Annotated in this window: 18 protein-coding genes and 1 pseudogene; 11 read left to right on the forward strand and 8 right to left on the reverse strand. The window is 65.9% G+C overall.

Annotated elements, in window-relative coordinates; all coding sequences use genetic code 11:
- Positions 1–250 precede the first annotated feature (250 nt).
- The 6 genes from ACTEK7_RS28075 to ACTEK7_RS28100 all read right to left on the reverse strand — a co-directional run bounded on the left by ACTEK7_RS28075 (position 251) and on the right by ACTEK7_RS28100 (position 10,298).
- Positions 251–2,653, reverse strand: a complete 2,403-nt coding sequence (locus ACTEK7_RS28075) for a TonB-dependent receptor (RefSeq protein ID WP_225147877.1) — start codon at positions 2,651–2,653, stop codon at positions 251–253.
- A gap of 144 nt (positions 2,654–2,797) precedes the next feature.
- Positions 2,798–3,205, reverse strand: coding sequence for a DUF2946 family protein (locus tag ACTEK7_RS28080; protein ID WP_036024819.1), 408 nt, complete (start codon positions 3,203–3,205; stop codon positions 2,798–2,800).
- A gap of 143 nt (positions 3,206–3,348) precedes the next feature.
- A complete protein-coding gene (locus tag ACTEK7_RS28085; RefSeq protein WP_225147876.1) occupies positions 3,349–5,412 on the reverse strand; it encodes a hypothetical protein in 2,064 nt (687 codons plus the stop codon).
- 136 nt (positions 5,413–5,548) lie between these two features.
- On the reverse strand, positions 5,549–8,359 hold the full coding sequence (locus tag ACTEK7_RS28090; RefSeq protein ID WP_225147875.1) for a DUF4159 domain-containing protein: 2,811 nt from the start codon (positions 8,357–8,359) through the stop codon (positions 5,549–5,551).
- Complete coding sequence (locus ACTEK7_RS28095) at positions 8,356–9,300, reverse strand: DUF58 domain-containing protein (RefSeq protein WP_036013782.1); 945 nt, start codon at positions 9,298–9,300, stop codon at positions 8,356–8,358. Before ACTEK7_RS28095 ends, ACTEK7_RS28090 begins: the two co-directional genes overlap by 4 nt.
- Entirely contained in the window at positions 9,300–10,298 is a 999-nt protein-coding gene (locus ACTEK7_RS28100) for an AAA family ATPase (RefSeq protein ID WP_036013780.1), read from the reverse strand. The genes ACTEK7_RS28095 and ACTEK7_RS28100 overlap by 1 nt, the downstream gene beginning before the upstream one ends.
- 268 nt (positions 10,299–10,566) lie before the next feature.
- Between ACTEK7_RS28100 and ACTEK7_RS28105 the strand changes: the two genes are divergently transcribed.
- The 7 genes and pseudogenes from ACTEK7_RS28105 (at position 10,567) to ACTEK7_RS28135 (ending at position 15,138) form a co-directional block, all read left to right on the forward strand.
- Positions 10,567–11,178 carry a DUF1285 domain-containing protein gene (locus tag ACTEK7_RS28105; RefSeq protein WP_225147874.1) on the forward strand — a complete coding sequence of 204 codons (612 nt, stop codon included), beginning with the start codon at positions 10,567–10,569 and terminating at the stop codon, positions 11,176–11,178.
- A gap of 2 nt (positions 11,179–11,180) precedes the next feature.
- Positions 11,181–11,852: a CoA pyrophosphatase gene (locus ACTEK7_RS28110; protein WP_057026264.1), complete on the forward strand. Its 672-nt coding sequence runs from the start codon at positions 11,181–11,183 to the stop codon at positions 11,850–11,852.
- Positions 11,849–12,112, forward strand: coding sequence for a DUF6111 family protein (locus tag ACTEK7_RS28115; protein WP_036013774.1), 264 nt, complete (start codon positions 11,849–11,851; stop codon positions 12,110–12,112). Before ACTEK7_RS28110 ends, ACTEK7_RS28115 begins: the two co-directional genes overlap by 4 nt.
- A 10-nt stretch (positions 12,113–12,122) precedes the next feature.
- Complete coding sequence (locus ACTEK7_RS28120) at positions 12,123–13,379, forward strand: CCA tRNA nucleotidyltransferase (RefSeq protein ID WP_225147873.1); 1,257 nt, start codon at positions 12,123–12,125, stop codon at positions 13,377–13,379.
- Positions 13,380–13,468: 89 nt separating this feature from the next.
- Positions 13,469–13,564, forward strand: a pseudogene (locus ACTEK7_RS28125) (sulfite exporter TauE/SafE family protein); the annotation flags it as partial.
- A gap of 211 nt (positions 13,565–13,775) precedes the next feature.
- Positions 13,776–14,621: an outer membrane protein gene (locus ACTEK7_RS28130; protein ID WP_225147872.1), complete on the forward strand. Its 846-nt coding sequence runs from the start codon at positions 13,776–13,778 to the stop codon at positions 14,619–14,621.
- Positions 14,622–14,784: 163 nt separating this feature from the next.
- Positions 14,785–15,138, forward strand: coding sequence for a cupin domain-containing protein (locus tag ACTEK7_RS28135; RefSeq protein ID WP_109145945.1), 354 nt, complete (start codon positions 14,785–14,787; stop codon positions 15,136–15,138).
- A 216-nt stretch (positions 15,139–15,354) separates the two neighbouring features.
- On the opposite strand, the gene ACTEK7_RS28140 is transcribed toward ACTEK7_RS28135, so the two are convergent.
- Together ACTEK7_RS28140 and ACTEK7_RS28145 are read right to left on the reverse strand one after the other, a co-directional pair.
- The gene (locus ACTEK7_RS28140) at positions 15,355–15,558 is read right to left on the reverse strand and encodes a DUF2158 domain-containing protein (RefSeq protein ID WP_036024831.1); all 204 of its coding nucleotides are present in this window, start codon (positions 15,556–15,558) and stop codon (positions 15,355–15,357) included.
- A gap of 103 nt (positions 15,559–15,661) precedes the next feature.
- Positions 15,662–16,711, reverse strand: a complete 1,050-nt coding sequence (locus ACTEK7_RS28145) for a hypothetical protein (RefSeq protein ID WP_141697675.1) — start codon at positions 16,709–16,711, stop codon at positions 15,662–15,664.
- Positions 16,712–16,970: 259 nt separating this feature from the next.
- Here ACTEK7_RS28145 and ACTEK7_RS28150 point away from each other — a divergent pair, with 259 nt between their 5' ends.
- From ACTEK7_RS28150 to ACTEK7_RS28165, 4 genes are all read left to right on the forward strand, one after another.
- Positions 16,971–17,354 carry a hypothetical protein gene (locus ACTEK7_RS28150; RefSeq protein WP_225147871.1) on the forward strand — a complete coding sequence of 128 codons (384 nt, stop codon included), beginning with the start codon at positions 16,971–16,973 and terminating at the stop codon, positions 17,352–17,354.
- Between the two features lie 51 nt (positions 17,355–17,405).
- Positions 17,406–19,106 carry an efflux RND transporter periplasmic adaptor subunit gene (locus tag ACTEK7_RS28155; protein ID WP_225147870.1) on the forward strand — a complete coding sequence of 567 codons (1,701 nt, stop codon included), beginning with the start codon at positions 17,406–17,408 and terminating at the stop codon, positions 19,104–19,106.
- Between the two features lie 6 nt (positions 19,107–19,112).
- A complete protein-coding gene (locus tag ACTEK7_RS28160; RefSeq protein ID WP_225147869.1) occupies positions 19,113–22,232 on the forward strand; it encodes an efflux RND transporter permease subunit in 3,120 nt (1,039 codons plus the stop codon).
- A 66-nt stretch (positions 22,233–22,298) separates the two neighbouring features.
- On the forward strand, positions 22,299–22,634 hold the full coding sequence (locus tag ACTEK7_RS28165; protein ID WP_225114467.1) for a hypothetical protein: 336 nt from the start codon (positions 22,299–22,301) through the stop codon (positions 22,632–22,634).
- Positions 22,635–22,696: the final 62 nt, after the last annotated feature.

The following is a 22,696-nucleotide window of genomic DNA, read 5'->3' on the forward strand; positions in this document are numbered from 1 at the left end:
GCCCGGATGGAGCGCAGCGCAATCCGGGAAGGTCTTCCGCAACGAGAGAACCCCGGATTACGCTACGCTCCATCCGGGCTACGACACTGCTCGTATCTCATCCGGCTAAGAGACCGTCGAGAAGACGCGCGGCTGCGCGCGTCATACTCCGTCATTGCGAGCGCAGCGAAGCAATCCAGAGTCTTTCCGCGGAGGCGGTCTGGATTGCTTCGTCGCAAGGGCTCCTCGCAATGACGGCGCGTGTCGTTACCTAGAACTTGAAGTTCGCGAACGCCCTGACGCCGATGCCGGGCAACAGCACCTGGTCCTTGTTGAAGGAGACGGCATTGCGGATGTTCTCGTTCAACAGGTTGTTGCCGACGAGCCCGACATGCATCTCGCGCGCGCCGAACCAACGTTGATCGAGCTGCGTTTTGTAGCTGACCTCGGCCCTTAGCAGGTTGTAGCCAGGCGTCGGCGTCTCCGCGATCGCGGCGATGTCGTTTTGCGCGAACGCGTGCAGCAGGTTGATCCGGGCGAACCATTCGGCGTCGCGATAGTACACACCACCGCCCAGCCGCTGGGGCGGAATGCGTGGCACGTTGGTGCCGTCGTCGAAGGTCGCGCGCACGATGTCGTATTGACCCTCGATGCCCCAGATCCCGTTCCAGACCGGCATCACGTCGTACTGGAACTGGAATTCGCCGCCCCGGAATGTCGCGTCGCGCTGCGAATAGACCGCCTGATTCAGTTCGAGGCCAGCGCCAAGCTGGCAAACGCCGTCCTCACACGTGTTGCCGGTCAGGCGCCGGTAGATGAAACCGTTGAACTTGGTGTAGTAGCCGGTGATTTCGAAGCGAAGCGGTCCTACCGCTCGTCGCAGTCCCGCCTCGACCGACTTGGCGGTCTCGATGCCGAGATTGGGATTGCCTATGTCGAAAGTGGTGGTGGCATCGTGGCCGCCGCGCGAAAACAATTCCGCCGGTTTCGGCGCGCGTTCGACATATTGGCCGGTGATGCTGGCGACCAGATCCCAAGGAAGGCTGTGGATCAGGCCGATGCTCCCGCTCAGCGGCGTGAAGTTGCGGTTGACCGCCGTTGCGGGGCCGATCGCGGCCGGATCGACGGCGAGGTCGAACACATCGGGGACGAAGGCCGGCGCCGTGCCGCTCAACCTTGCGCTCTCGACGCGTCCGGCGATCTGAGCCCTGGTGGCTTCGCTGAACTTGAACTCATTGAAGATGTACCCGGCGACCTTTGTGTTCTTGTTCGGATCGAACAGTCCGTTGATCGGGCTGCCTGGATCGTCCGGGCTCGGCGCGGTCAGCTTCTGGTGCGACGCCTGAACGCCCACAGCGGTGGTCAGCGCAGCAAAGCGGACGTCGAACGGCGCAAGCTGCACCTCGACGCGGCCTTCCTGTTCCTTGTTGGTGAAGGTTTGTCTCACGCCGAGGGAGCCGAGGTCGGCAGAGTCGGCGAGCCCGACCTCATCGTGCTTATAGTCGGTGGCGCTGGCCCAGAACCGGATCGCATCGATCGCCGCCGCATCCGGCCGATACTCGCCTTTTGTCGTGAACTTTGTTTGTCGTCCGTCGATCCGCGTCAGGAACTCGCTGCCCTCGATACCGGGAATGTGATAGAGCGCGTTGTGCTGCGTGATCGCCGCGCCCACGTAGCCGCCGTCGAAGATGTAGGAGCCGCCGACAGATCCGCCGTAGGCCTGCGATGCCGAATTCGGCTGGCGTCCGTTGAACGGCAGCGTCGGGTCCGTCAAGAACGGATAGCTCGGGATGTTGTAGTCGCCAGCCTTGCGGCCAAAGGCATCGGCGTGGAAGGCAAAGTTGCCGCCGCCGGCATCGAGCAGCACGGCACCTTCGGTCCCGCGATCGACCGAAGTTACGGCCGTCCGCGTTTCCGCGGTGATGCAGCCCGGCGATCCCACGTTTGCCAGCGGCGCCTTGGTCGGGAGTCCGTAAGTCGGAAAGGGCGCCGTGCAGGACGGCAAGGCATCCGGAATTCGATTGTTGGTTGCGCTGACCACGCCACCGATCGCGGTGGAGCCGTAGCGCAGCGTCGCCGGTCCGCGGATGACCTCGACCTGGGTGGCTGCCAGCGGATCAATCGGCACGAAGTGATCCTCGCCGAGATCGGACGCGCCGTTGCTGCCTGTTCCGTTCTCGATAATGCCGACCCGGTTGGTGTCGAGCCCGCGAATGATCGGGCGGCTCGATGCGCCGGGTGCGTATTCAGAGCCGGTGATGCCGGGCTTGGAGAACAGGAGATCGCCGAGCGTGCCGCCGCCGTTGCGCCGAATCTCCTCGTTCGGCACCACGGTGACGGTCGCGAACTGATCGGTCACAACAGGCAGCACGCCTTGCTGAGGCGCGGCGGGCACGGGAGCTGCCGGTGCCGCTTCAGCCGTCTGCTCGCGGCTGCGCACCCGCGCGGTCCGCGTGCCGCGGCCTGCGTTGCGGGTCGGCACCACTGCTCTGCGTACGATCGGGCTCGGCGCCGTTACGGTGATGGCGGGGAGCTCGGTCGATGATTTGTCTTGTGCCTGCTGTTGTGCCGGTCGTTGTGCCGAGTCCTGGGCGAACGCGGATGTAGCGGCGGCGCCGAGCAGGAGCAGGCTTGCTCCGCCAAGGCGCTGCGCGCGTCGCAATTGAAATGACATGGTCCTGATTCCACTTAAGGCGCCGTCCGGATGATGCTCTGCTGATCGGAGGCGGCCTGCCGTCGCGGCGCGACGGATTCGACTTCAACTTCTCCCAGGCACTTGCCGGTGCGCGGCGAGGCTGGGCGTGATCAAGCGTTGGAGTCAGGACGCAGGAGGGGCGCGCGGCTGGAACGCCGTGCCGGCCGATGTCAGATGAGCGAACTCGGCGTCGAGGCTGCGCCTGAGCAGCTCGATCGCCTGCGGTAGCAGCAGCACGGGCGGCGTCGCCGACACGATCGCACCCGCCATCGCAATGATGGCGCAGATGGCGCAACTCTCGTCGCGCGAATGCTCGCGGTCGGGACTTGAGGGCGATTGCTTCTCGACGGCGGCGCCGTCGGTCGCTGCAACGTCCTTGGCGCCGCCTTCGATGTGCTGGACCGATGATTGAGCAAAAGGCGCGGCCTGCGCGAACCAATGGCTGTGGCCGAACGTCAGCGCGAGCTGCACCAGCATCGCGAACAACGCGAGCCGGGCGCCGTGCCTGCTATTCGACCGGAACCACTTCATCTGGAAAACGCCACCCCCACACCGAGGCGTCAATCCCAGGACGCCGCGATGTTATAGTATAACATCGCCCGACCGGTTCACCGATGTCAACGGCGGGGGGATCGGCGCATGCAAGCCGCCAAGCCGATGTGTCGTTCGGGCAACTACCGCCCCTCGCGCACCCAGGTCGCCGCAAACGCGCCGAGCAGCAGCAGCAGGCCGACCAGGCCGGAGAAGATCGGCAGCACGCCGACGCCCTTGACCACGCTGGCATCGCGCATCCGCACACCCATCCAGCCATCGCCGTGGAACATGCCGACCGAGCGCACCGGCAGGATGCGCGGCAGCTCGACGCTCGAGCTAGTAGCCACGCGCACGGCATCGCCGCCCGTCGCCTGTGCCAGCGGCTTCAACGTATCGACCGTCGAGGTCACTTCCGAAAATTCCTTCGGATTGGTCGGGCCGACATTGATCAGCGCCTTCAGCGTGCCGTCGGTCGCCTGCCACAGGCCGAGCTCGCTCGCCGGCAGGCTGGCGCGCCACTCGCCGGGATCGCCGGCGCTCAGCGTCAGATCCTGCGACACGCCCGACGGCGATGTCACGCTGACGGGCTGGACGCTGTCGGCCATGGTCTGACGCACCACGACGAGGTCCTTGCCCTGCACCTGGAGGCGCAACGCCTCCTCGTCGAGATCAGGCTGCTTCATCAGCCAGTGCGACATCCGCCGCAGCAGGTCGAGATGCGGACCGCCGCCCTCATAGCCGCGCGCCCACAGCCAGATGTGGTCGGACAGCAGGAGCGCGACGCGGCCCTCGCCGAAGCGCGACAGGAACAGCAGCGGTTTGCCGTCGACGCCGGTCATGACGGGCGGGTTGACCGCATTGCGGGTGTCGACGGTGCGGAAGAAGCGGCTCCAGCGCGGCGGCTCGCTGGCGGAGCCCTCCAGCCCGCGCGTGACGGGATGGCGTTTGCCGAGGTCGGACAGATGCGCATAGAACGGCTTCTCGGTGACGCCGACGGGTTCGGCCGGCAGCACCGAATCGAGCGGCGTGCGCCAGATGCTGCTGTTCGAGGCATAGTCGGGGCCGGCCGAGACCAGCACGGCGCCGCCTGCGCGCACGTAACGCGCCATGTTCTCGAAATAGGGGATCGGCAGCACGCCCTGGCGGGCATAGCGGTCGAAGATGATCAACTGGAATTCGTTGATCTTCTGCTGGAACAGCTCGCGGGTCGGAAACGCGATCAGCGACAATTCGTTGATGGGCGTGCCGTCCTGCTTCTCCGGCGGGCGCAGAATGGTGAAATGCACGAGGTCGACGCTGGCGTCGGACTTGAGCAGGTTGCGCCAGGTGCGCTCGCCCGAATGCGGCTCGCCCGAGACCAGCAGCACGCGCAGCTTGTCGCGCACGCCGTCGATGGCGACGACGGCGCGATTGTTCACCGGCGTCAATTCGCGCTCCAGCGGCGAGGCCTCGATCTCGACGATGTTCGGCCCGGCATGCTTGATGTCGACGTCGACGCTCGCGGCCTGGCCGCTGGAGAGCGTGCGCTCGTTGATGACCTCGCCGTCGCGGCGGACGATGACCCTGGCGCGCTCGCCGGTGACACCCTGGTCGTCGAGGCGATAGGAGATGGTCTGGCTCTGCCCGACGATACCGAAGCGCGGCGCGGCGGTGATCGCGATGCGGCGGTCGCGCTCGTCCTTCTGGCCCGTGACCAGCGCGTGCACCGGCGCCTGGAAGCCGAGCGCGGCGGCGTTCGCGGGAATGTCGTGGACGCGGCCGTCGGTGATCAGGAACGCGCCGGCGACGCGGTCGACCGGGACGTCCGCCAAGGCCGAGGCCAGCGCGCCGAACAGCTTGGTGCCGTCGGTCTCGCCGTCGGCCTGTCCGGCTTCGACGACACGGACCTCGAGGCCCTTGATCTTCTTCAGGCTGTCGACCAGCGCCTCCTGCGCTTGCGCAGCTTCGCGATTGCGGTTGCCGAAGTTCTGGCTCGGGCTCTTGTCGATGACAACAGCGGCGACCGAGGTGAGGGGATCGCGGTCCTCGCGGGTGAAGGAGGGATTGGAAAGCGCCAGCAGGAACAGCGCCAGCGCGGCCACGCGCACCGCGGCGCCGCGCGCGCGCGCCAACAGCAGCACGAGCGCGACAATGACGATCGCGGCGAGCGCGAGCCACAGCACGATGGTAGGAACAAGCGGTGTGAACGCGATCCCGTAACTCATGAGGTCACTCTCTCGGCATCGTCATGGCCGGGCTTGTCCCAGCCATCCACGACTTGCCGCGCGGCACGAAGAACGTGGATGCCCGGCACAAGGGCGGGCATGACGGCTTCCGTTGGGTCCAAATTTAACACCCGCATCATTGCCCCAGCCGTTCGATCAGCGCCGGAGCGTGCACCTGGTCGGCCTTGTAGTTGCCGGTCAGGGTGTACATCACGATGTTGGCGCCGGCGCGGTAGGCGAATTCGCGCTGGCGGGGGTCGCCGCCGGTCACCGGCAGCATGGCCTGTCCGTCGGGCCGCACCGCCCAGGCGCCGGCCAGGTCGTTCGAGGTGATGATGATCGGTGATACGCCGTCGCCGCCGCGCGCCGGCCGCTGCGCGCTCTCATCGTCGTCTTCGCGCGGCAAGGTCTCGACCCAGGTCTGGCCGGCGGTGAAGCGGCCGGGGAAGTCGCGCAGCAGGTAGAAGGTCTTGGTCAGCACGTGCTCGCGCGGCACCGGCTCGAGCTCGGGCACGTCGAGCGAGGACAGGATCTCGCGCAGCGTCTGCATCGCCGGCGTCTGCGCCGCGCCGTTGGCGCCGGGCGGCGCCTCGATCGCGTCGCGGGTGTCGAACAGCACGGTGCCGCCCTGCTTCATGTAGGCGTCGATCTTGTTGATGGCGTCCTGCGGCGGCTTCGGCGCGCCCGGCACGATCGGCCAGTAGATCAGCGGGAAGAAGGCGAGCTCGTCGCGCGCGGGATCGACGCCGACGGGATCACCGGCCTCGAGCGCCGTGCGTTGGGCCAGGAACAGCGTCAGCCCGTTCATTCCCGCCTTGACGATGGAATCGACGTCCGCATTGCCCGTGACGACATAGGCGAGGCGGGTCTGCGACACCGACTTCATCGCGAACTCGTCCGTGACGCCGTCGGCGCGCGACGGCGCCGGCGAGAGCGCCGCGAATCCCGCGAGCAGGGCGAGCACGATCGTCGCGGGCGCGGCGCGGCGGCGCAGCAGCGCGGCAATGCCGCCGCCGAGCACCGCGATGATGATGGCGTCGATCAGGAACAGCGCGAGCGCCGTCGACAGCAGCCAGCCGCGCAAATCGCGCGGCTCGGCATTGGTGTAGGTGGCGTGCCGGGCGCGCAGGCTCGCGGTGTTCAGGGCGGCGATGCGGTCGGCGCTGGCAAGCGTGTTCACGGCGAGCGGTCCTTCTGCCGGACCGTAGAAGCCGGGCGGATGATCTGATGTGGCGCGGTCGCGGTAATCCGCAGGAAGCGGCTTGGCCGTCGCGGGCGGCGGACCAAACGCGCCAAATCCGTCGAGGATGTGCAGCGGCGCCACGGTCTCAGTGGTCGCTTCGCCGGCAACGCCAGCGCCGGGCTTCGCGGTGTAGCCGGACATGTCGACCACCCGCCGCAGCATTTCGACGAAGGTGCCCGACATCGGTAAGTCAGACCAGCGCATGTCGGCGCTGACGTGGAACAGGCTGACGAGGCCCTTGCCGCGATGCTCGCCGGTGACGAGCGGGGTGCCGTCTTCCAGCGAGGCCCAGCTCTTGGTGGCGAGCACGGCGTCGGGCTCGGCCAGCACCTGCCGGCTCACGGTGACGTCCTTCGGCACTGCGACCCCGGCGAACGGACCGTCGGCGGCGAAGGAGGCGAGATGCTGCGGCTTCTCCCAGGTCAGGCTGCCGCCGAGCGTGCGGCCGCCCTTGCGCAGCTTGACCGGCACGAGGTCGTCCTCCGCCTGTGCCAGCCGGGGCCCAGCGAACCGCACCAGCACGCCGCCCTGGTCGACCCAGGCATTGAGGCGTTCGCGCAGCTCGGGGGCGATGGTGCCGACATCGGCGAGGATGATCATCGGCAGCTTCTGGTCGAGGAACTGCGTGATGCCCTGCTGAGGCGAGCCTTTGTCGGCGAGCCGGACGTCGGCGAACGGCGCCAGCGCGCGGGTGAGATAGAAGGTCGGCGCCAGCAGTGGCTGCGCGGTCTCGCTGGTCGCGCCCGAGATGATGCCGATGGCGCGGCGGCGCCAGCGCTTGTCGAGCAGCTGCACCGCGCCGGCCGAGCGCTCGCCGGAGATTTCGAGCCGCGTGATGTCGTTGCGCAGCTCGACCGGCAGGTCGAACGCCGCCTCGGTTTCCTTGTCCTGCGGGCCGAACGAATAGCGCGCTTCGCCGATCGGCGAGGCCTTCTGGTCCAGCGCGCGCACGGTGCCGACCGCGATCCCGCCGTCGGTGCGCAGCACCTTGACCGTCATCTTCGCTGCGGCGTTCTCGGCGGCGACCAGGGCCAGCGGCGAGGAGGTGCCGCCTGCGAACACGGTCAGGCTGCGGTCGCCGATGGTCTTGCCGAGGCCGGCCACGAAGTCCTCGCCGCGGCCGGTGTCGACGCCGTCCGAGAGCCAGGCGATCTCGCAGTCGCCGGTGACCTTGAGGAAACGGTCGACCGCGGCCAGCGTCTCGACGCGATCGATCGAATAGGGCTTTGGCGCCAGCTGCCGCAGCGCGACGCGCGCCGCACCCGCCGGCATCAGCGTGATGTCGCGGTTCGGCTCGGACAGCGGCACCAGCGCGATGCCGCGGCCGTCATTGTCGGCATTGGCGATAAGCTCATCGGCGGTCCTGATCCTGACGTCCCAGTGCGATGCGGCGCTCCAGCCGTCGTCGAACATGATCATCAGCGGCGCCTTGCTCCCGGCGACGCCCGTTTGCGGATTCCAGATCGGGCCGGCGGCGGCGAAGATCACCAGCGCGGCGGCGAGCAGGCGAAGCGCGGTCAGCCACCACGGCGTCCGTGAGGGCGTCTCTTCGCGCGGCGTGATGTCGAACAACAGCCGCGTCGGCGGAAACTCGATGCGGCGCGGCCGCGGCGGCATCACGCGCAGGAGCCACCACAGCACGGGCAGGCTGACGAGGCCGATCAGGAGCAGCGGTTGCGTGAAGGCGAGCGGCAATCCCATCATGCGGCCGGCCCCGCCTTGATCGTCGTGGTGCGGGCGCCCGACTTGCTCACCTGCATGCCGGCATGCAGGAACAGCAAGAGCTCGGCGGCGGAGCGGTCGGTCGCGTGCGTCGTGAACAGCCAGTCGAGCTTGTTGGTCTCGGCACGGATCTGGTCGCGGTGCAGCGCAAGCCGCGCGGTGTAGTCCTGCGCCCAGCTCTCGGCGCGGCCGGCGGTGATCACGCCGAAGCCTTCGGGCTCGACGAACTCGACGCGGCCGGAATAGGGGAACGATTCCTCGGCGGGATCGACCACCTGCACCATCGTGCCGTGCGCGCCGGAGCTGGACAGCCCGGCGAGCGTCGTCCTGATCTCGGCGATCGGCGACCAGAAATCCGACAGCACGATGATCTCGGCCAGCGCGGCCGGAACGAAGGATGGCGGCAGGCTCAGTCGGTCTGCATCGTCATGCAGCATCGCCTGCGCCATCCTGTCGATGACGCTGCGGCTTGCGGTCGGCGCCATCAGCCCGGGAATGCCGACGCGCTCGCCGCCGGCGACGAGCAGCTCGGCCAGTGCGAAGGCGACGATCAGCGTCCGCTCGAGCTTGGACTCGCGCGCGGTCTTCGAGGCGAACGCCATCGAGGGCGAGCGGTCCGGCCAGATCCAGACCGTGTGCGAGGCTTCCCATTCCAGCTCGCGCACGTAGAGATGGTCGTCGCGCGCCGAGCGGCGCCAGTCGACGTTCTGCGACGGTTCGCCCGAGACGAAGCGGCGGTACTGCCAGAAGTTTTCGCCCGAGCCGGCGCGGCGCCGTCCATGCAGGCCGTGGATGACGTTGGCGGCGATGCGGCGGGCCTCGAGCACCAGGCGCGGCAACGAAGCGGCGAGCGTGCGGCTTTCGCCATCGGCACGTCGGATCGCCAATATCTCCTTCGCTGCCCGCCCGTTCTCCGCTGCCATCAACCGATCCGTGTCTTCAATTGCCGGATCACGTCCGGAATCGTGCGGCCTTCGGCGCGCGCCTGGAACGTCAACGCCATGCGGTGCTTCAGCACGGGCTCGGCAAGGTCGAGCACGTCGTCGATCGAGGGCGCCAGGCGCCCGTCGATCAGCGCACGCGCGCGTACCGCCAGCATCAGGGATTGGCTGGCGCGCGGGCCGGGACCCCAGGCAATGAACTTGCCGGCTTCGCCGGAGTCCGGACCCGGGCGGGCCGAGCGCACCAGCGAGAGAATTGCTTCCACCACGGAATCGCCGACCGGCAGGCGCCGGATCAGGCGCTGCGCGGTGATCAGCGCATCGGGCGTCATCGCGCCCTTGGCCAGCGTCTCCTCCGCGCCCGTGGTTTCAAACAGGATGCGGCGCTCGGCATCGCGGTCGGGATAGTCGACGTCGATCTCCATCAGGAAGCGGTCGAGCTGGGCTTCGGGCAGCGGATAGGTGCCTTCCTGCTCCAGCGGGTTCTGCGTCGCGAGCACGTGGAAGGGTTTCGGCAGATCGTGACGCGCGCCGGCGACGGTGATGTGCTGCTCCTGCATCGCTTGCAACAACGCCGATTGCGTGCGCGGTGAGGCGCGGTTGATCTCGTCGGCCATCAGGAGCTGCGCGAACACGGGACCGGCAATGAAGCGGAAGGCGCGCCTTCCCGCGGTGCTCTCGTCCAGCACTTCGGCGCCGAGGATGTCCGAGGGCATCAAATCGGGCGTGAACTGGATGCGCTTGGCGTCGAGACCGAGCGTGACGCCGAGCGTCTCGACCAGCTTGGTCTTGGCAAGGCCCGGCACGCCGATCAGGAGCGCATGGCCGCCGGAGAGGATGGTGACCAGCGTGTTCTCGATCACGCGATCCTGGCCGAAGATGACCGAAGCGATCGCGTCCTTGGCCGCGCGAACCTGGCTCGACACCTGCTCGGCCGAACGGACGATCCCGTCCTCGAGTTTCTCGACACTCTCCGCCATTCGCTTGCTCCTTCAGCCTGTGCAACGCGGCTTGCTTGCATCGTCAGCCTGTCACGTCAGGTCATCACGCCAGATCATGGGCCCCATGCTAGACTTGCAGGAAAGCCATGTATTCGTTGAATTAACCTATCCCCACCTTATCGGCTTCGGGGTATGTACGGCATCACGAAGTGGCGACCTCCACACCGGGCTATTCCGGATGGAACCGCGCACCTAAGTACAACGTAGACCTGCACCAATCGTGCCAATCACAAAGTCAGGGCAAACCATGGCGAACCAAGGGCAGAGCGCCGATCGGGGTCTCGAGGGACTGACTGCCGCCGCCAAAAGCGCTGCCAATGCCGAAGGCGCCAAGAAGGGCCTGCCTCCGGTGCATCTGTGGAATCCGCCGTTTTGCGGCGATCTCGACATCCGAATCGCCTCCGATGGTACTTGGTTCTACATGGGGACGCCAATCGGGCGTCCCGCCCTGGTGCGGCTGTTTTCGACCATTCTCAAGCGCGAGGGCGACAAGCATTTCTTGGTCACGCCGGTGGAGAAGGTCGGTATCCGCGTCGACGATGCGCCGTTCATGGCGGTCGAGATGCAGAAGGACGGCGAGGGCAGCCATCGCGTGCTGCACTTCCGCACCAATGTCGACGACTGGGTCACCTGCGACGCGGCGCACCGGCTGCGCTTCGAGCAGGCTAGGGATGGCGGGCTGACGCCCTATCTGCACGTCCGCGCGGACCTCTGGGCCAAGGTGACGCGCGCGCTCTATTACGATCTGGTTGACATGGGCGAGGAGCGGATGGTCGATGGCCAGCCGATGTTCGGTGTCGAGTCGGCCGGCGAGTTCTTCGCCATGGCCGATGCGGAGCAGGTGAGGGCGGCGCTTTGAATTTGAACAACCCTATCCTGACGAACGAGCCGGTCGCGCTTGGCGCTGCGGATTTCTTCGCCCGCTCCAAGGCGAGGCTCGGCTTCGACGTGCCGCCCGGCCTCTATGATCCCAACATCATCCCCGCCTCGGGCGATCCCGGCACCGACAAGATGCTCGAGATCATCGCGCGCGAGCAGCCGGTGCGTCCCGCAGCGGTCCTGATCGCGGTGGTCGACCATCCCGAGCCCACCATCCTGCTGACGCAGCGCTCGGCGCATCTCAACGACCATGCCGGCCAGATCGCCTTTCCCGGCGGCAAGATCGACGCGATCGATGCCTCGCCGCTCGATGCGGCGCTGCGCGAGGCCGAGGAGGAGGTCGGGCTGGCACGCGACTTCGTCGAGCCGCTCGGCTATCTCGATCTCTACGGCACCGCTTTCGGCTTCCGCATCCTGCCGACGGTTGCCAGGGTCAGGCCGGGCTTTTCGCTCAGCATCAACCATTCCGAGGTTGATGATGCCTTCGAGGTGCCGCTATCCTTCCTGATGAATCCGGTGAACCACCAGGTGCACAGCAAGGAATTCCGCGGCACGCCGCGGTCCTACTACGCGATGCCGTTCGCGGAACGCTACATCTGGGGGGCGACGGCGGGCATGCTGCGTGTGCTGTATGAGCGGATCTATTCGTCATGATCCGGACGGTTCTGACCGAGATCGGAATCTTCCTCATCCCCTTTGCCGTCTATGCGCTGTTCCTGGCGGCGACGCGGTCCGGTGTGTTCGCACGCTCCTCATGGCCGGTCGCGATCGTCGCGCGTCTTGCGCTGGTGGCGATCGTGCTGGTCATCGCCGGCCTCATCGGCTTGGCGGAGTTCTCCGGCGCGCCGCCGGATTCGACCTACGTCCCCGCCCATATCGAGGACGGCAAGCTCGTGCCGGGCACGGAAAAGTAGGGGCGGGTCCATGAGCGCGGAGCCTTTACTCGCCGATGCGCCCTGGCTGACCGCAGGCGGCACCGCGCGCGTCCTGGCGCTGCTCGGCACCCATGGCGAGGAGGCGCGGGTGGTCGGCGGCGCCGTGCGCAACGCGCTGCTCGGCCTTGCGCCGGGTGACATCGACATCGCGACCACGGCGCTGCCCGACGAGGTGATACGGCGGGCCAAGGCTGCCGGCATCAAGAGCGTGCCGACCGGCATCGACCACGGCACGGTCACGCTGGTGATCGATGCCCACCCCTATGAAGTCACGACGCTGCGCGAGGACACCGAGACCTTCGGCCGCAAGGCCAAGGTCGCGTTCGGCCGCGACTGGGTGAAGGATGCCGAGCGGCGCGACTTCACCATGAACGGCCTGTCGGTCGATGCACGCGGTGTGGTTTACGATTATGTCGGCGGCATCAACGACGCCAAGGCGCGGCGCGTGCGCTTCATCGGCGATCCCGACCAGCGCATCGCCGAGGATTACTTACGCATCCTGCGCTTCTTCCGCATCCATGCCGCCTTCGGCGCCGGCGATCCCGACCCGGACGGCTATCTCGCCTGCATCCGCCGACGCGCGGGCCTGGCCAGCCTGTCGGCCGAGCGGGTGCGCATGGAGATGCTCAAGCTGCTGGTCGCCGGCGGTGCGGCTGCGGCCGCGCGGGCCATGGCCGAGGGCGGATTGCTGCAAACGCTGATCGGCGGCGTCGTCTATACGGGTCCCCTGGACACGATGATCGCGATCGAGCGCGAACTCGGCCTCAGGCCCAGCAGCACGCGGCGCCTGGCCGCGCTCTCGGTCGCCGTCACCGAAGACGCCAAGCGCCTCGCCGTGCGCCTGCGGCTCTCCAATGCCGAGGCCAAGGCGCTGGATTCGATGGGGCACCGCTGGTGGCGCCTCGCCACCAAGGACGAAGCCAATGCACGGCGCTTGCTGTACCGGCTCGGGCCCGAGAGCTATCACGATCGCGTATTGCTTGGCTGGGCACGCAACGGCGGCGACGTCACCTCGATACGCTGGCGCGCGCTTGCCGAGCTGCCGCAGCGCTGGACCGCGCCGAAATTTCCGCTGAAGGCCGCCGACTTCATCGCCCGCGGTCTCGCCGAAGGACCTGCGCTCGGCCATGTGTTGGCGCTCGCTGAAGACGCTTGGCTCGCAGCGGATTTCCCGCTGGAAGAAGCCGCGCTCGCTACGCTCGCCGATCAAGCCGTGGCCCGCATCAGAGGCGGCCAGAAAGATTGACCATCGTCTCGGGCTTCGCCGATATCTCGCTTCTGCAGCTTCTGCTTCGGTATGGCCGTGCCCGGCGTTCTTCGCCAAGGCCTTCGTCGATGCCGGTGCACATCCGCACCGCGATCCTCGATGCCGCCGTGATCACCGGCGGGCTGGTGATGATCTCGGCAGCGGCGAGGCAGCTCGTGGTCTAACGACGCCGGCTGAAATGGCGTTCTTGGCGTCTGAGGAGCATCTGATGTCGCGAAAATCTGGCGGCGTCGCGTCAGGCGAACTTCGCGCGCACAAACCGTGTTCCGCAGTTCCACGCTGTGTCGCCGACGCTACAGCAATATTGCGAGACCACCTCTATACCTTGGCTTAAGCGGTGCCGCCTTGTCACGCGCACAGCGTTCGAGGGAAGTCATGAAATCCATTGTCTCCAAATCCATCGTCTCTGCTGCCCTTCTGGCCTCGGCTGTGTGTCTCTCCCACGCCGCCTCCGCGGCCGATCTTGCCAGGGCCTACACCAAGGCGCCGCCCGCGCCGGTCGCATTCAGCTGGACCGGTTTTTATGCCGGCGTGCATGGCGGTTATGGCTGGAGCGATCCGACCGCGACCTTCGATCCGAGCGCGCTCGCAACCGGGACGGTGCCCGGCTATGTCGTCACGGGCGGGACTGGGCCGTTCACCCTGGATGTGAGCCCCAAGGGCGGATTCGGCGGCGGCCAAATCGGCTATAACTGGCAGTCCGGCACGTTCGTGTACGGCCTGGAAGCGGATGTCAGCGGCGCTGCCATCAGAGAGACGGCGAGCCGCCCCTTCAGCGTCACCGGAACGATCGGCGGCGACAATGGCGCCTTCACCGGCGTATTCAATCTCAAGCAGGAAATCGACGTCTTCGGCACGATCCGCGGACGTCTCGGATACGCGGCGAACAATGTGCTGATCTACGGTACCGGTGGCTTCGCCTGGGGCCACGTCAAGAACAGCATCTTCACCTCCAACCTCGCCACGCCGAATATCGCCAATTTCAACGGCTTCTTCCCGGCCCTGACGCGAAGCGCTTCCTCGTCGGAGGTCCAGGTGGGTTTCTCCGCGGGTGGCGGTCTTGAATGGGCATTCGATCCGCGCTGGACGTTCAAGGCCGAGTACATCTACATCAATCTCGGAAAGTCGAACGGCAATGCTCTTGCATTCCCCGGCGCGTCCTTCACGGACACCGAGGTTCAGCTTCATACGGCCAAGGGCGGCATCAATTATCGGTTCTGATCCGATCGGCATCAGCTCGTAGGGATGGGTTTCGCCGTTGCGAAACCCATCCTTGTGCCACTCCCGGCGTCGCAGCAGTCTCGTATTGTGATTCAGCTCGTGCTAACCGGCGCAGCTCGTCTTGCAAACGCGGACCAGACTGCTGCTTGTCCAGGGAGACGCCATGAAAGCACCCGCAAATCTCGCCGAGAAGCTCGCAACCTTTACTGATCGCTTCTCCCCGCGCACGGTGGCGACCTATAACGACAACGACATCATGGTGGCCAAGCTTGAGGGGCCGTTTCATTGGCACAAGCACGAGGACACGGACGACTTCTTTCTCGTGCTCAGCGGGACGCTCGACATCGAGCTGCGGGACCGCACGGTCACCCTCAACCCCGGCGAGGTTTTTGTCGTGCCGAAGGGCGTCGAGCACCGGCCGGTGGCGCGTGGGGAAGTGCACATCCTCTTGATCGAACCGACGGGGACGCCGAATTCCGGAGACAGGGCCACGGCGGCGCCTCGTATCCTCGTCTGATCAACCCGCGCCCGTCATCGGGGCCGCGGTGAGGCCCTCGACGCACAGCGCCTTCACCGTCGAGCCATTGGCGGCGAGCTTCGCTTGCGAAATCCATCGCTTGCGCTTCTGCGACATCCAGCGATGTCCGCTATCGCCCTGTGGTTGACAGGGAAGCGGACATCGGGCGCGCCGGAGCCGAACTCGGCTCGCACGAGAATGCAGTCCGAGAAGTGCCTACTCCTCGTCATCATCTTCGTCTTCGTCGTCCTCGTCGTCTTCTTCCACCTGCACGAGCACGGCGAGCGGCAGCGTCTCGCGGAACAGGTCGCCTTCCATGCCCATCCACAGGCACAGCGCCTCGTTCTCCTTCACCTCCGCGACGGTCAGCGGCTGACCGCCGGATTTCAGCATCACGACATCGCCGGCCTTCAGATCCATGGATTGTCCTTTCGGGTTGATCGACACGGCCGACGCTAACAGGCCGTCATGACAGGCCGATCACGCCGGCTGCCGGCGCCGGAAGGTGTCTCCGCGGTACGACTCAGCTGCGCTCGCTCGTGACCGGCTGGTTCGGCAGGCACTGGTTGCTGAAATAGCCGATGGCATCGCGCGCGAGCGGAACATGGCAGAAGAAGCCGGTGGGGCGGTATCGCACCCTGATACGATCCAGCTGCGCCATGGTCAGCGTCATGAACGCGTCCAGCCGGCGGGCCTGAAGCTGTAGCCTGTGCTCATTGCTGTCGCGTGGTTTGTCGAGCTTGCGATCGTTCGGCACGTCGTTGCCGGAGGCCGGAGCTTGCAACGCATTCGGCCCGCCGCGGAGCACCTCGAAGCAATGGTGCATCACCAGGACGTGGTGCTTGGCGCTCCACCAGTTGATGGTCACGACCTTCTGCAACGCATCGATCTCGCCATCCGCCCGCCTGGCACAGAGGTTGACGTAGGATTTGAGCCCATTGGCCGTCGGGTCGTTGCACAATTCGTCGCTGGGGCGTCCAGGATCGGCGCCATTGAAGATCGCACCCTTGAACTGCGGAAGGTTGGCGTCGGAATCGCAATCGAAATTGTACTTGGTGAGCAGCGTTGCCGTCAGGGGATCCTGGTCAAGCGTGTGCTCTGCGGCCGGATCGCGCCCGAGGTCGCTGGGCCAGTCGATGTAGATCTCCGCCTTGCGCGCAAAGATGGCGCCGTTCCGCCGCAGCGACGTGCGCGCCTTCCAATAGTCCGAGAACGAGCCGAATGTCTTGGAGTCCACCGGAATGAAAGCGGGGCTTGCCTGCGCCTTCAGCGAGCCGAACTGCTCGCGCAGCATGGTCTCCTGCTGGATCTGCACGTCGGCGAAGGCGTCCGAGATCTCGAGAAAGGTGTCGGTCGCCTTCTGCATGTCCGCCTTGGCCTGCTCGCCGACCTTCTGTTCATAGGAATTCAGGTACTGGAAATATCCGCCCAGGAAGCCGGTCAGCAGGGTCACGGCCGTCAGTCCCTTGGTGACCGAGAGGCGGCTGTCCCAGGATTGAATTCTCTGCCAGATACCCGCCGCCTTCACCGGGGATCGCGTGCGCGCTGTCTGCTTCGGAAGGTCCTGCTCCATTGTCGCCTCCAACTCGCCACGCCCCATGGCACGAGGCTACCGCAATCCCGGATTGCGGCTTGTGAAGCATTTCACTTCAAGTGAGGCAGGCGGGCTGCCGGATATCGGGCGGCGGCAGCTCCTCGATCGAACGGGGAGGGTGTCTGGACCACCTTCCACGCGATGCGAACGTCGCCTTGAATTCGCGGTCGGCATCGCCTAGTTTTTCGGCGTGCCGCACGGTGTCCGCCACCATCTTCGTCAACTCGCCAGAACGGCCATGTTCGTGGCGATATCCGCGTTTGTGCTTCAGGCGGCCCTGATCTCGGTCTCGCAGGCGCAGGCGGCTGTTGGCGCCATTCCGATGCCGTCCGTCACGCTCAGCGGTTCCCTGCATTTCCACGATCAGCTGGCCGGCCACGTGCATTCCCACGCCGGCGACGACGCGGAAGGCCACGTCCATGACGGGCCGGATCACGACGAGGACGGCGCTCCCGGCGTGGCCTGGGACATGTTTGGCACCTCGATCGCCTCAGCGCAGGTCGTTCACCTGCTCAGCGTCTTCGAAGTGCTCGGCGCCATGGACCTGCCGCTCGCGCGGGCCATTGTCGGGGTGCGCCCCGACGGACTCGTCCGGCCACCAAGTACCTTCAGCATCGCGTAGTCCCGGCGGCGCTTCGGCCGCCGCCTTTTCGCATGTCTGAAGGATCTTTCGATGTTGATGAATCAGCGCTGCCCGAAAGGGCGGCTCGCAGCTCGTGGGCTGGCTGGTGCTTTTTGGTTGGCGAGCCTGGTCTTTGGCTTGTCGGGCGCCTTTGGCCATGAGGGGCACGATCACGGCGACGCCGAGAAGACGGCGGTCGTGTCCTCAGCCTATCCGAGGATTGCCGCGCGCTCCGAGCTCTACGAAGTCGTCGGCATCCTGAAAGAGGGCAGGCTGTCCGTCTTCATCGATGATGTCGCGACGAACGAGCCGGTCTCGGACGCCGCCTTGCAGGTCACGATCGGCGATTCTGCCCCGATCGAGGCATCGAGCCAGGAGGACGGCGTCTACACCGCCCCGATTCCGAACGGCACGCCGTCTGGATCGGTCGAGGTGATCTTCTCGATCAGCGCTAGCAGGGGAAATGATCTGCTGGTCGACTCGTTCGTACCGCGTGCAGAGGCCCGGCCCGCGGAGCACAAGCACGAGCCCGGCTGGCTTCTATCGAACCGAGCCGCCATCGCCGCGTCCGCGCTCGCCGCCTTGGGCTTCGGCGGTCTCTTCGCCTATTGGAGGCGTCGTGGCCGCTTCATGGCGGCCTCGACGTCCGCCGTGATGGCGGGGGCTTTGGTCATTCTCGCCGCCATCATGTTCGGCGAGGGCCGGACTAATGCAACGCAACCAAGTCCGCCGGATGTTCCCGCGCTGAGCGATGCCCCGCGCCGTCTGCAAGACGGCACCGTCTTCGCGGCCAAGCCGACGCAGCGTCTGCTCGAGGTACGAACCGCTGCAGCCGAGCCGCAGACGATTCATCCCGCCGTCACCCTGATCGGCCGTGTCATGGCCGACCCCAACCGCAGCAGCATCGTGCAGAGCATCTACGGCGGCCGCGTGGTTCCCGGCGATGACGGCATCCCCCGCATCGGGCAAACCGTCCGCAAGGGCGATCTGCTCATCCGGATCGAGCCGCATCTGTCAATCGCCGACCGCACGACGATCCTCGAGAAGGTCGGCGAGATCGAACAGCTGATGGCGATCACGGACAACAAGCTGCGGCGTCTCCGGCCGCTGGCCGAACGCGGCGCGGTGCCGCAAGGGCAGGTCAACGACCTCGAAAGCGAATTGGAGGGTCTGCGGGCGCGCCGCGAGACCGTTCGCAATTCCCGCACCGGCTTCGAGGAACTGCGGGCATCGACCGATGGCATCATCACCGCAGCCAAGGTCGCGCCGGGCCAGGTCATACAGCCCCAAGACGTCCTGTTTCAGATCGCGGACCCAAGCAGTCTTTGGGTCGAGGCGCTCGCCTATGACGAAATCGGCTTGAAGCAGCCTGAAGCCGCAACGGCAATGGCTCCGAACGGGCAGCAGATTGCGCTGAGCTTCGTCGGGACGAGCCGGGCGCTGCGCCAGCATGCGTCCGTGGTTCAGTTCGCCATTCCGGAGCCACCAGCAGGTCTCAACATCGGTCAGCCGTTGAATGTGATGGTCCAGACCGGAGCGCCGGTGTCGGGCCTGGTCGTGCCGCGCAATGCCGTCGTTCGAAGCGGCAACGGTGAGAATATCGTTTGGCTGCACACAGAGCCCGAGCGCTTCGAGCCGAGGCCGGTTCGCGTGGTGCCGGTGGACGCAGCCCGCGTGATTGTGGCCGCCGGTGTCAACGAAGGCGAACATATCGTCGTGCGCGGCACCGACCTCATCAACCAGATCCGGTAGCCGACCATGTTCAAGCTCATCGTCCAGACAAGCTTGCGCAATCGCCTGTTCGTGCTGGTGGTCGCCGCCGTCCTGGTCGGCTACGGCCTGTTCGTCCTGCCGAGCGTTTCGGTCGACGTCCTGCCTGACATCAACCGCCCGACCGTCAACATCCTGACCGAGGCAGAGGGACTGGCGCCCCAGGAGGTCGAACAGCTGGTGACGTTCCCGATCGAGACGTCGATGAACGGCATGCCCGGCGTCATTCGCGTGCGCTCGGTCTCGGGCGTTGGTCTGTCGGTCGTCTATGTCGAGTTCGACTGGGGCGTCGAAATCTACCGCGCCCGGCAATTCGTCTCCGAGCGGCTGGCGCTGATCCGCGAGCAATTGCCGTCCGCGGTCAATCCCCAGATGGGCCCGGTGACCTCGATCATGGGCGAGATTATGCTGATCGCGCTGACGAGCGATGGCACGGCTTCACCCATGGACGTGCGCGAGATCGCCGACTTCGTCGTCCGACCGCAACTCCTCGCCATTCCCGGCGTCGCCCAGGTGATACCCATCGGCGGCGAGGTCCGCCAATATCGCGTGACGCCGAACGTCGCCACCATGCAGGCACTCGGCGTCACCCATGATCAGATCGAGCAGGCGGTCGCAAGGTTCGGCACCAACAGCGGCGGCGGCTTCGTCGACCAGCATGGCCGCGAATATCTGATCCGCAATGTCGGTCTCACCAGGCGTATCGAGGACCTCCGCAACACCGTCGTCGTCAACCGCGGAGAGCAGCCGATCCTGCTGAAGCAGATTGCCTCTGTGGATTTTGCCGCGCGGACCAAGCGCGGTGACGCAGGATATAACGGCAAGCCCGCCGTCATCGTCAGCGTCATGAAGCAACCGGCTGCGGATACCGTAGCACTGACGCGCAATGTTGAATCAACGCTGCGGGAGCTGCAACGCACTATGCGCGGGGGCATCAGCGTCACCAACGTGCAGTTCCGGCAGGCCACCTTCATCGAGACCTCGATCGGCAATGTCGAGCGCGTCCTGATCGAGGCCGCGATCGTCGTCGCAATAGTCCTGTTCGTCTTCCTGATGAACGGTCGCGCCGCGTTCGTCTCGCTGACGGCCATTCCAATATCGATCCTGGTGACGGTCCTGGTGTTTCGCGCCTTCGGCCTCACGATCAACACCATGACGCTGGGCGGCCTCGCCATCGCGATCGGCGAGCTGGTCGACGATGCCGTCGTGGACGTCGAAAACATCCTGCGGCGCCTGCGGGAGAACGCCGCGTCGAGCACGCCGCGCCCTGTTCTCGACGTGATCTCCGGCGCGAGCCAGGAGGTTCGTTCCAGCATCGTCTATGCAACGATGATCATCGTCCTCGTCTTTGTGCCGCTGTTCGCCCTTCCGGGAATCGAAGGGCGGCTGTTCACGCCGCTTGGCGTCGCCTATGTGGTCTCAATCCTGGCTTCGCTGCTGACCTCGATCACGGTGACGCCGGTGCTGTCCTATTATCTGCTTTCGGGACGAGCTCATTCAGGTGACCGCGAGAGCTTTGTCGTCACGAAGCTGAAGCAGGCCAATCGGCGGGTGCTCGGCTGGGCCTTCCAGCGGCAGGGTTTGGTGCTGGTCTTCGTCGCCGCTGCGGTCGCGGTGGCAGGCTATGCCGCGAGCCAGATGCCCCGCAGCTTTCTTCCTCCTTTCAACGAGGGGACGCTGGTCCTGTCGCTGCAGTACAATCCAGGCATTTCGCTCGCGGAATCCAACCGTCTTGGCCTATTGGCGGAGCAGTTGCTCGCAAAGGTGCCCGAGGTGAAATCGGTCGGACGGCGCACCGGCCGCGCCGAACTGGATGAACACGCCGAAGGCGTGCACTACAGCGAGGTCGATGTCGATCTCACACCGTCCAAGCGCCAGAAGGCGGACATCTATGCGAGCATCCGGGAAGCCCTGTCCGCGCTGCCGGCGTCGGTGGCCATCGGACAGCCGATCAGCCACCGCCTCGATCATCTCCAGTCCGGTATTCGTGCCCAGATTGTGCTCAAGATCTTCGGCCAGGACATCGAGATGTTGCGGCGGCTGTCCGAAACGGTGCGCCAGCGTCTATCGACGATCCCGGGTCTGGTTGATCTCCAGGTCGAGAAGCAGGTGCTGATTCCGCAAGTGCGGGTTCAAATCGATCATGCCCGCGCCGCGCTTCACGGCCTGACGCCGGCTGCGGTCACCCAGGCACTCGACGCGCTGTCCAATGGCCGGAAGGTCTCCCAGATCGTCGACGACAATCGCCGTTTCGACGTCGTGATGCGCCTGTCGGAGCAAGACCGTTCGACAACGGGACTGCACAATTTGCTCATCCCGACCGGCTCGGAGTTCGTCCCGCTGAGCGCTTTGGCCGACATCGTCGAGACCGACGGGCCGAACCAGATTCAGCGGGAGGGGACCCAGCGCAGGATCGTCGTGTACGGCAACGGGGACGGACGCCGCGACATCGCCGATATCGCGGCCGACATTCAGAGGTCGGTTCGCGAGCTCGATTTCCCGCAAGGCTACACGACCAGCCTCGAAGGCGCGTTCCAGGCCCAGCAGGAGGCGACCTGGCGCATCGGCATTCTGTCGCTGGCCTCGATGGCGATGATCTTCGTCGTCCTCTACAGCCGCTACCGGTCGATCGCACTGGCGCTGATCATCATGGGAGGTATTCCGCTCGCCCTGATCGGCAGCGTCGCCGCGCTGAAGATCTCCGGGCAGCCCTTGTCGGTGGCCTCGATGATCGGCTTCATCACGCTGGCCGGCATCTCGGCGCGCAACGGGATCTTGAAGATCTCGCACTACATCAATCTCGCCATCCACGAAGGCGAGCGTTTCGGGGCCGGGCTGGTCATTCGAGGCAGCATGGAGCGCCTCAGTCCGGTGCTGATGACGGCGCTTTGCGCAGGACTAGCGCTCACGCCGCTCTTGATCGGCGCGGACGAGCCGGGCCGGGAAATCCTGCACCCGGTGGCCGTGACGATCTTCGGCGGCCTGCTCAGCGCCACGGTCCTCGACACAATCGTGACCCCGATTCTGTTTCTGATGTTCGGCAAGCAGCCGCTGCAGCGACTGGTGGCCGGACACGCCGCAACGTTCACCCCCGCGGAAGCCTATTGATGCGCGCGGAAAACCACCGAGGAGCCTGCAATGAGAACTTATATCGGCCTCGCCATGACGGCTGTGATGATCGTGACGCTGGATGTTGCCGCGGCGCAGACGAAGGGCAGCAACGGCGGCCCTATCGTCAAGTCGCAAGGGCATCCGATCGAATTCGTCAGTAAGGGGACGGACATCGTCTTTTACGTTGGGGATGACGATGGATCGCCGCTGTCGACGAAGGATATGCGGGGACGCGCAACGATTCAGGATGGCGGCAAGACGGTCACCGTTCCGCTTGCGCCGGCCAATCCCAACATGATGACGGGAAAGCTGCAAGCCGAGCTGTCGCCAAAGGCGATCGTGGTGTTCTCCGGCAGCTTGCACGGTCATTCGTTGACCGCGAGATACGCTGCGCAATGATTGGGGCGTGAAAGACCGCGTTTGCGCCCGCAACGCGGCGGAGCTCGCGACCTACATCGCCG

The organism is Bradyrhizobium sp. JHI2711 (assembly GCF_056156565.1).

Coding starts and splice junctions, on each gene's coding strand:
- ACTEK7_RS28075 (WP_225147877.1), bottom strand. CDS start 2,653: ATGTCATTTCAATTGCGACGCGCGCAGCGCCTTGGCGGAGCAAGCCTG.
- ACTEK7_RS28080 (WP_036024819.1), bottom strand. CDS start 3,205: ATGAAGTGGTTCCGGTCGAATAGCAGGCACGGCGCCCGGCTCGCGTTG.
- ACTEK7_RS28085 (WP_225147876.1), bottom strand. CDS start 5,412: ATGAGTTACGGGATCGCGTTCACACCGCTTGTTCCTACCATCGTGCTG.
- ACTEK7_RS28090 (WP_225147875.1), bottom strand. CDS start 8,359: ATGATGGGATTGCCGCTCGCCTTCACGCAACCGCTGCTCCTGATCGGC.
- ACTEK7_RS28095 (WP_036013782.1), bottom strand. CDS start 9,300: ATGGCAGCGGAGAACGGGCGGGCAGCGAAGGAGATATTGGCGATCCGA.
- ACTEK7_RS28100 (WP_036013780.1), bottom strand. CDS start 10,298: ATGGCGGAGAGTGTCGAGAAACTCGAGGACGGGATCGTCCGTTCGGCC.
- ACTEK7_RS28105 (WP_225147874.1), top strand. CDS start 10,567: ATGGCGAACCAAGGGCAGAGCGCCGATCGGGGTCTCGAGGGACTGACT.
- ACTEK7_RS28115 (WP_036013774.1), top strand. CDS start 11,849: ATGATCCGGACGGTTCTGACCGAGATCGGAATCTTCCTCATCCCCTTT.
- ACTEK7_RS28120 (WP_225147873.1), top strand. CDS start 12,123: ATGAGCGCGGAGCCTTTACTCGCCGATGCGCCCTGGCTGACCGCAGGC.
- ACTEK7_RS28130 (WP_225147872.1), top strand. CDS start 13,776: ATGAAATCCATTGTCTCCAAATCCATCGTCTCTGCTGCCCTTCTGGCC.
- ACTEK7_RS28135 (WP_109145945.1), top strand. CDS start 14,785: ATGAAAGCACCCGCAAATCTCGCCGAGAAGCTCGCAACCTTTACTGAT.
- ACTEK7_RS28140 (WP_036024831.1), bottom strand. CDS start 15,558: ATGGATCTGAAGGCCGGCGATGTCGTGATGCTGAAATCCGGCGGTCAG.
- ACTEK7_RS28145 (WP_141697675.1), bottom strand. CDS start 16,711: ATGGAGCAGGACCTTCCGAAGCAGACAGCGCGCACGCGATCCCCGGTG.
- ACTEK7_RS28150 (WP_225147871.1), top strand. CDS start 16,971: ATGTTCGTGGCGATATCCGCGTTTGTGCTTCAGGCGGCCCTGATCTCG.
- ACTEK7_RS28155 (WP_225147870.1), top strand. CDS start 17,406: ATGTTGATGAATCAGCGCTGCCCGAAAGGGCGGCTCGCAGCTCGTGGG.
- ACTEK7_RS28160 (WP_225147869.1), top strand. CDS start 19,113: ATGTTCAAGCTCATCGTCCAGACAAGCTTGCGCAATCGCCTGTTCGTG.
- ACTEK7_RS28165 (WP_225114467.1), top strand. CDS start 22,299: ATGATCGTGACGCTGGATGTTGCCGCGGCGCAGACGAAGGGCAGCAAC.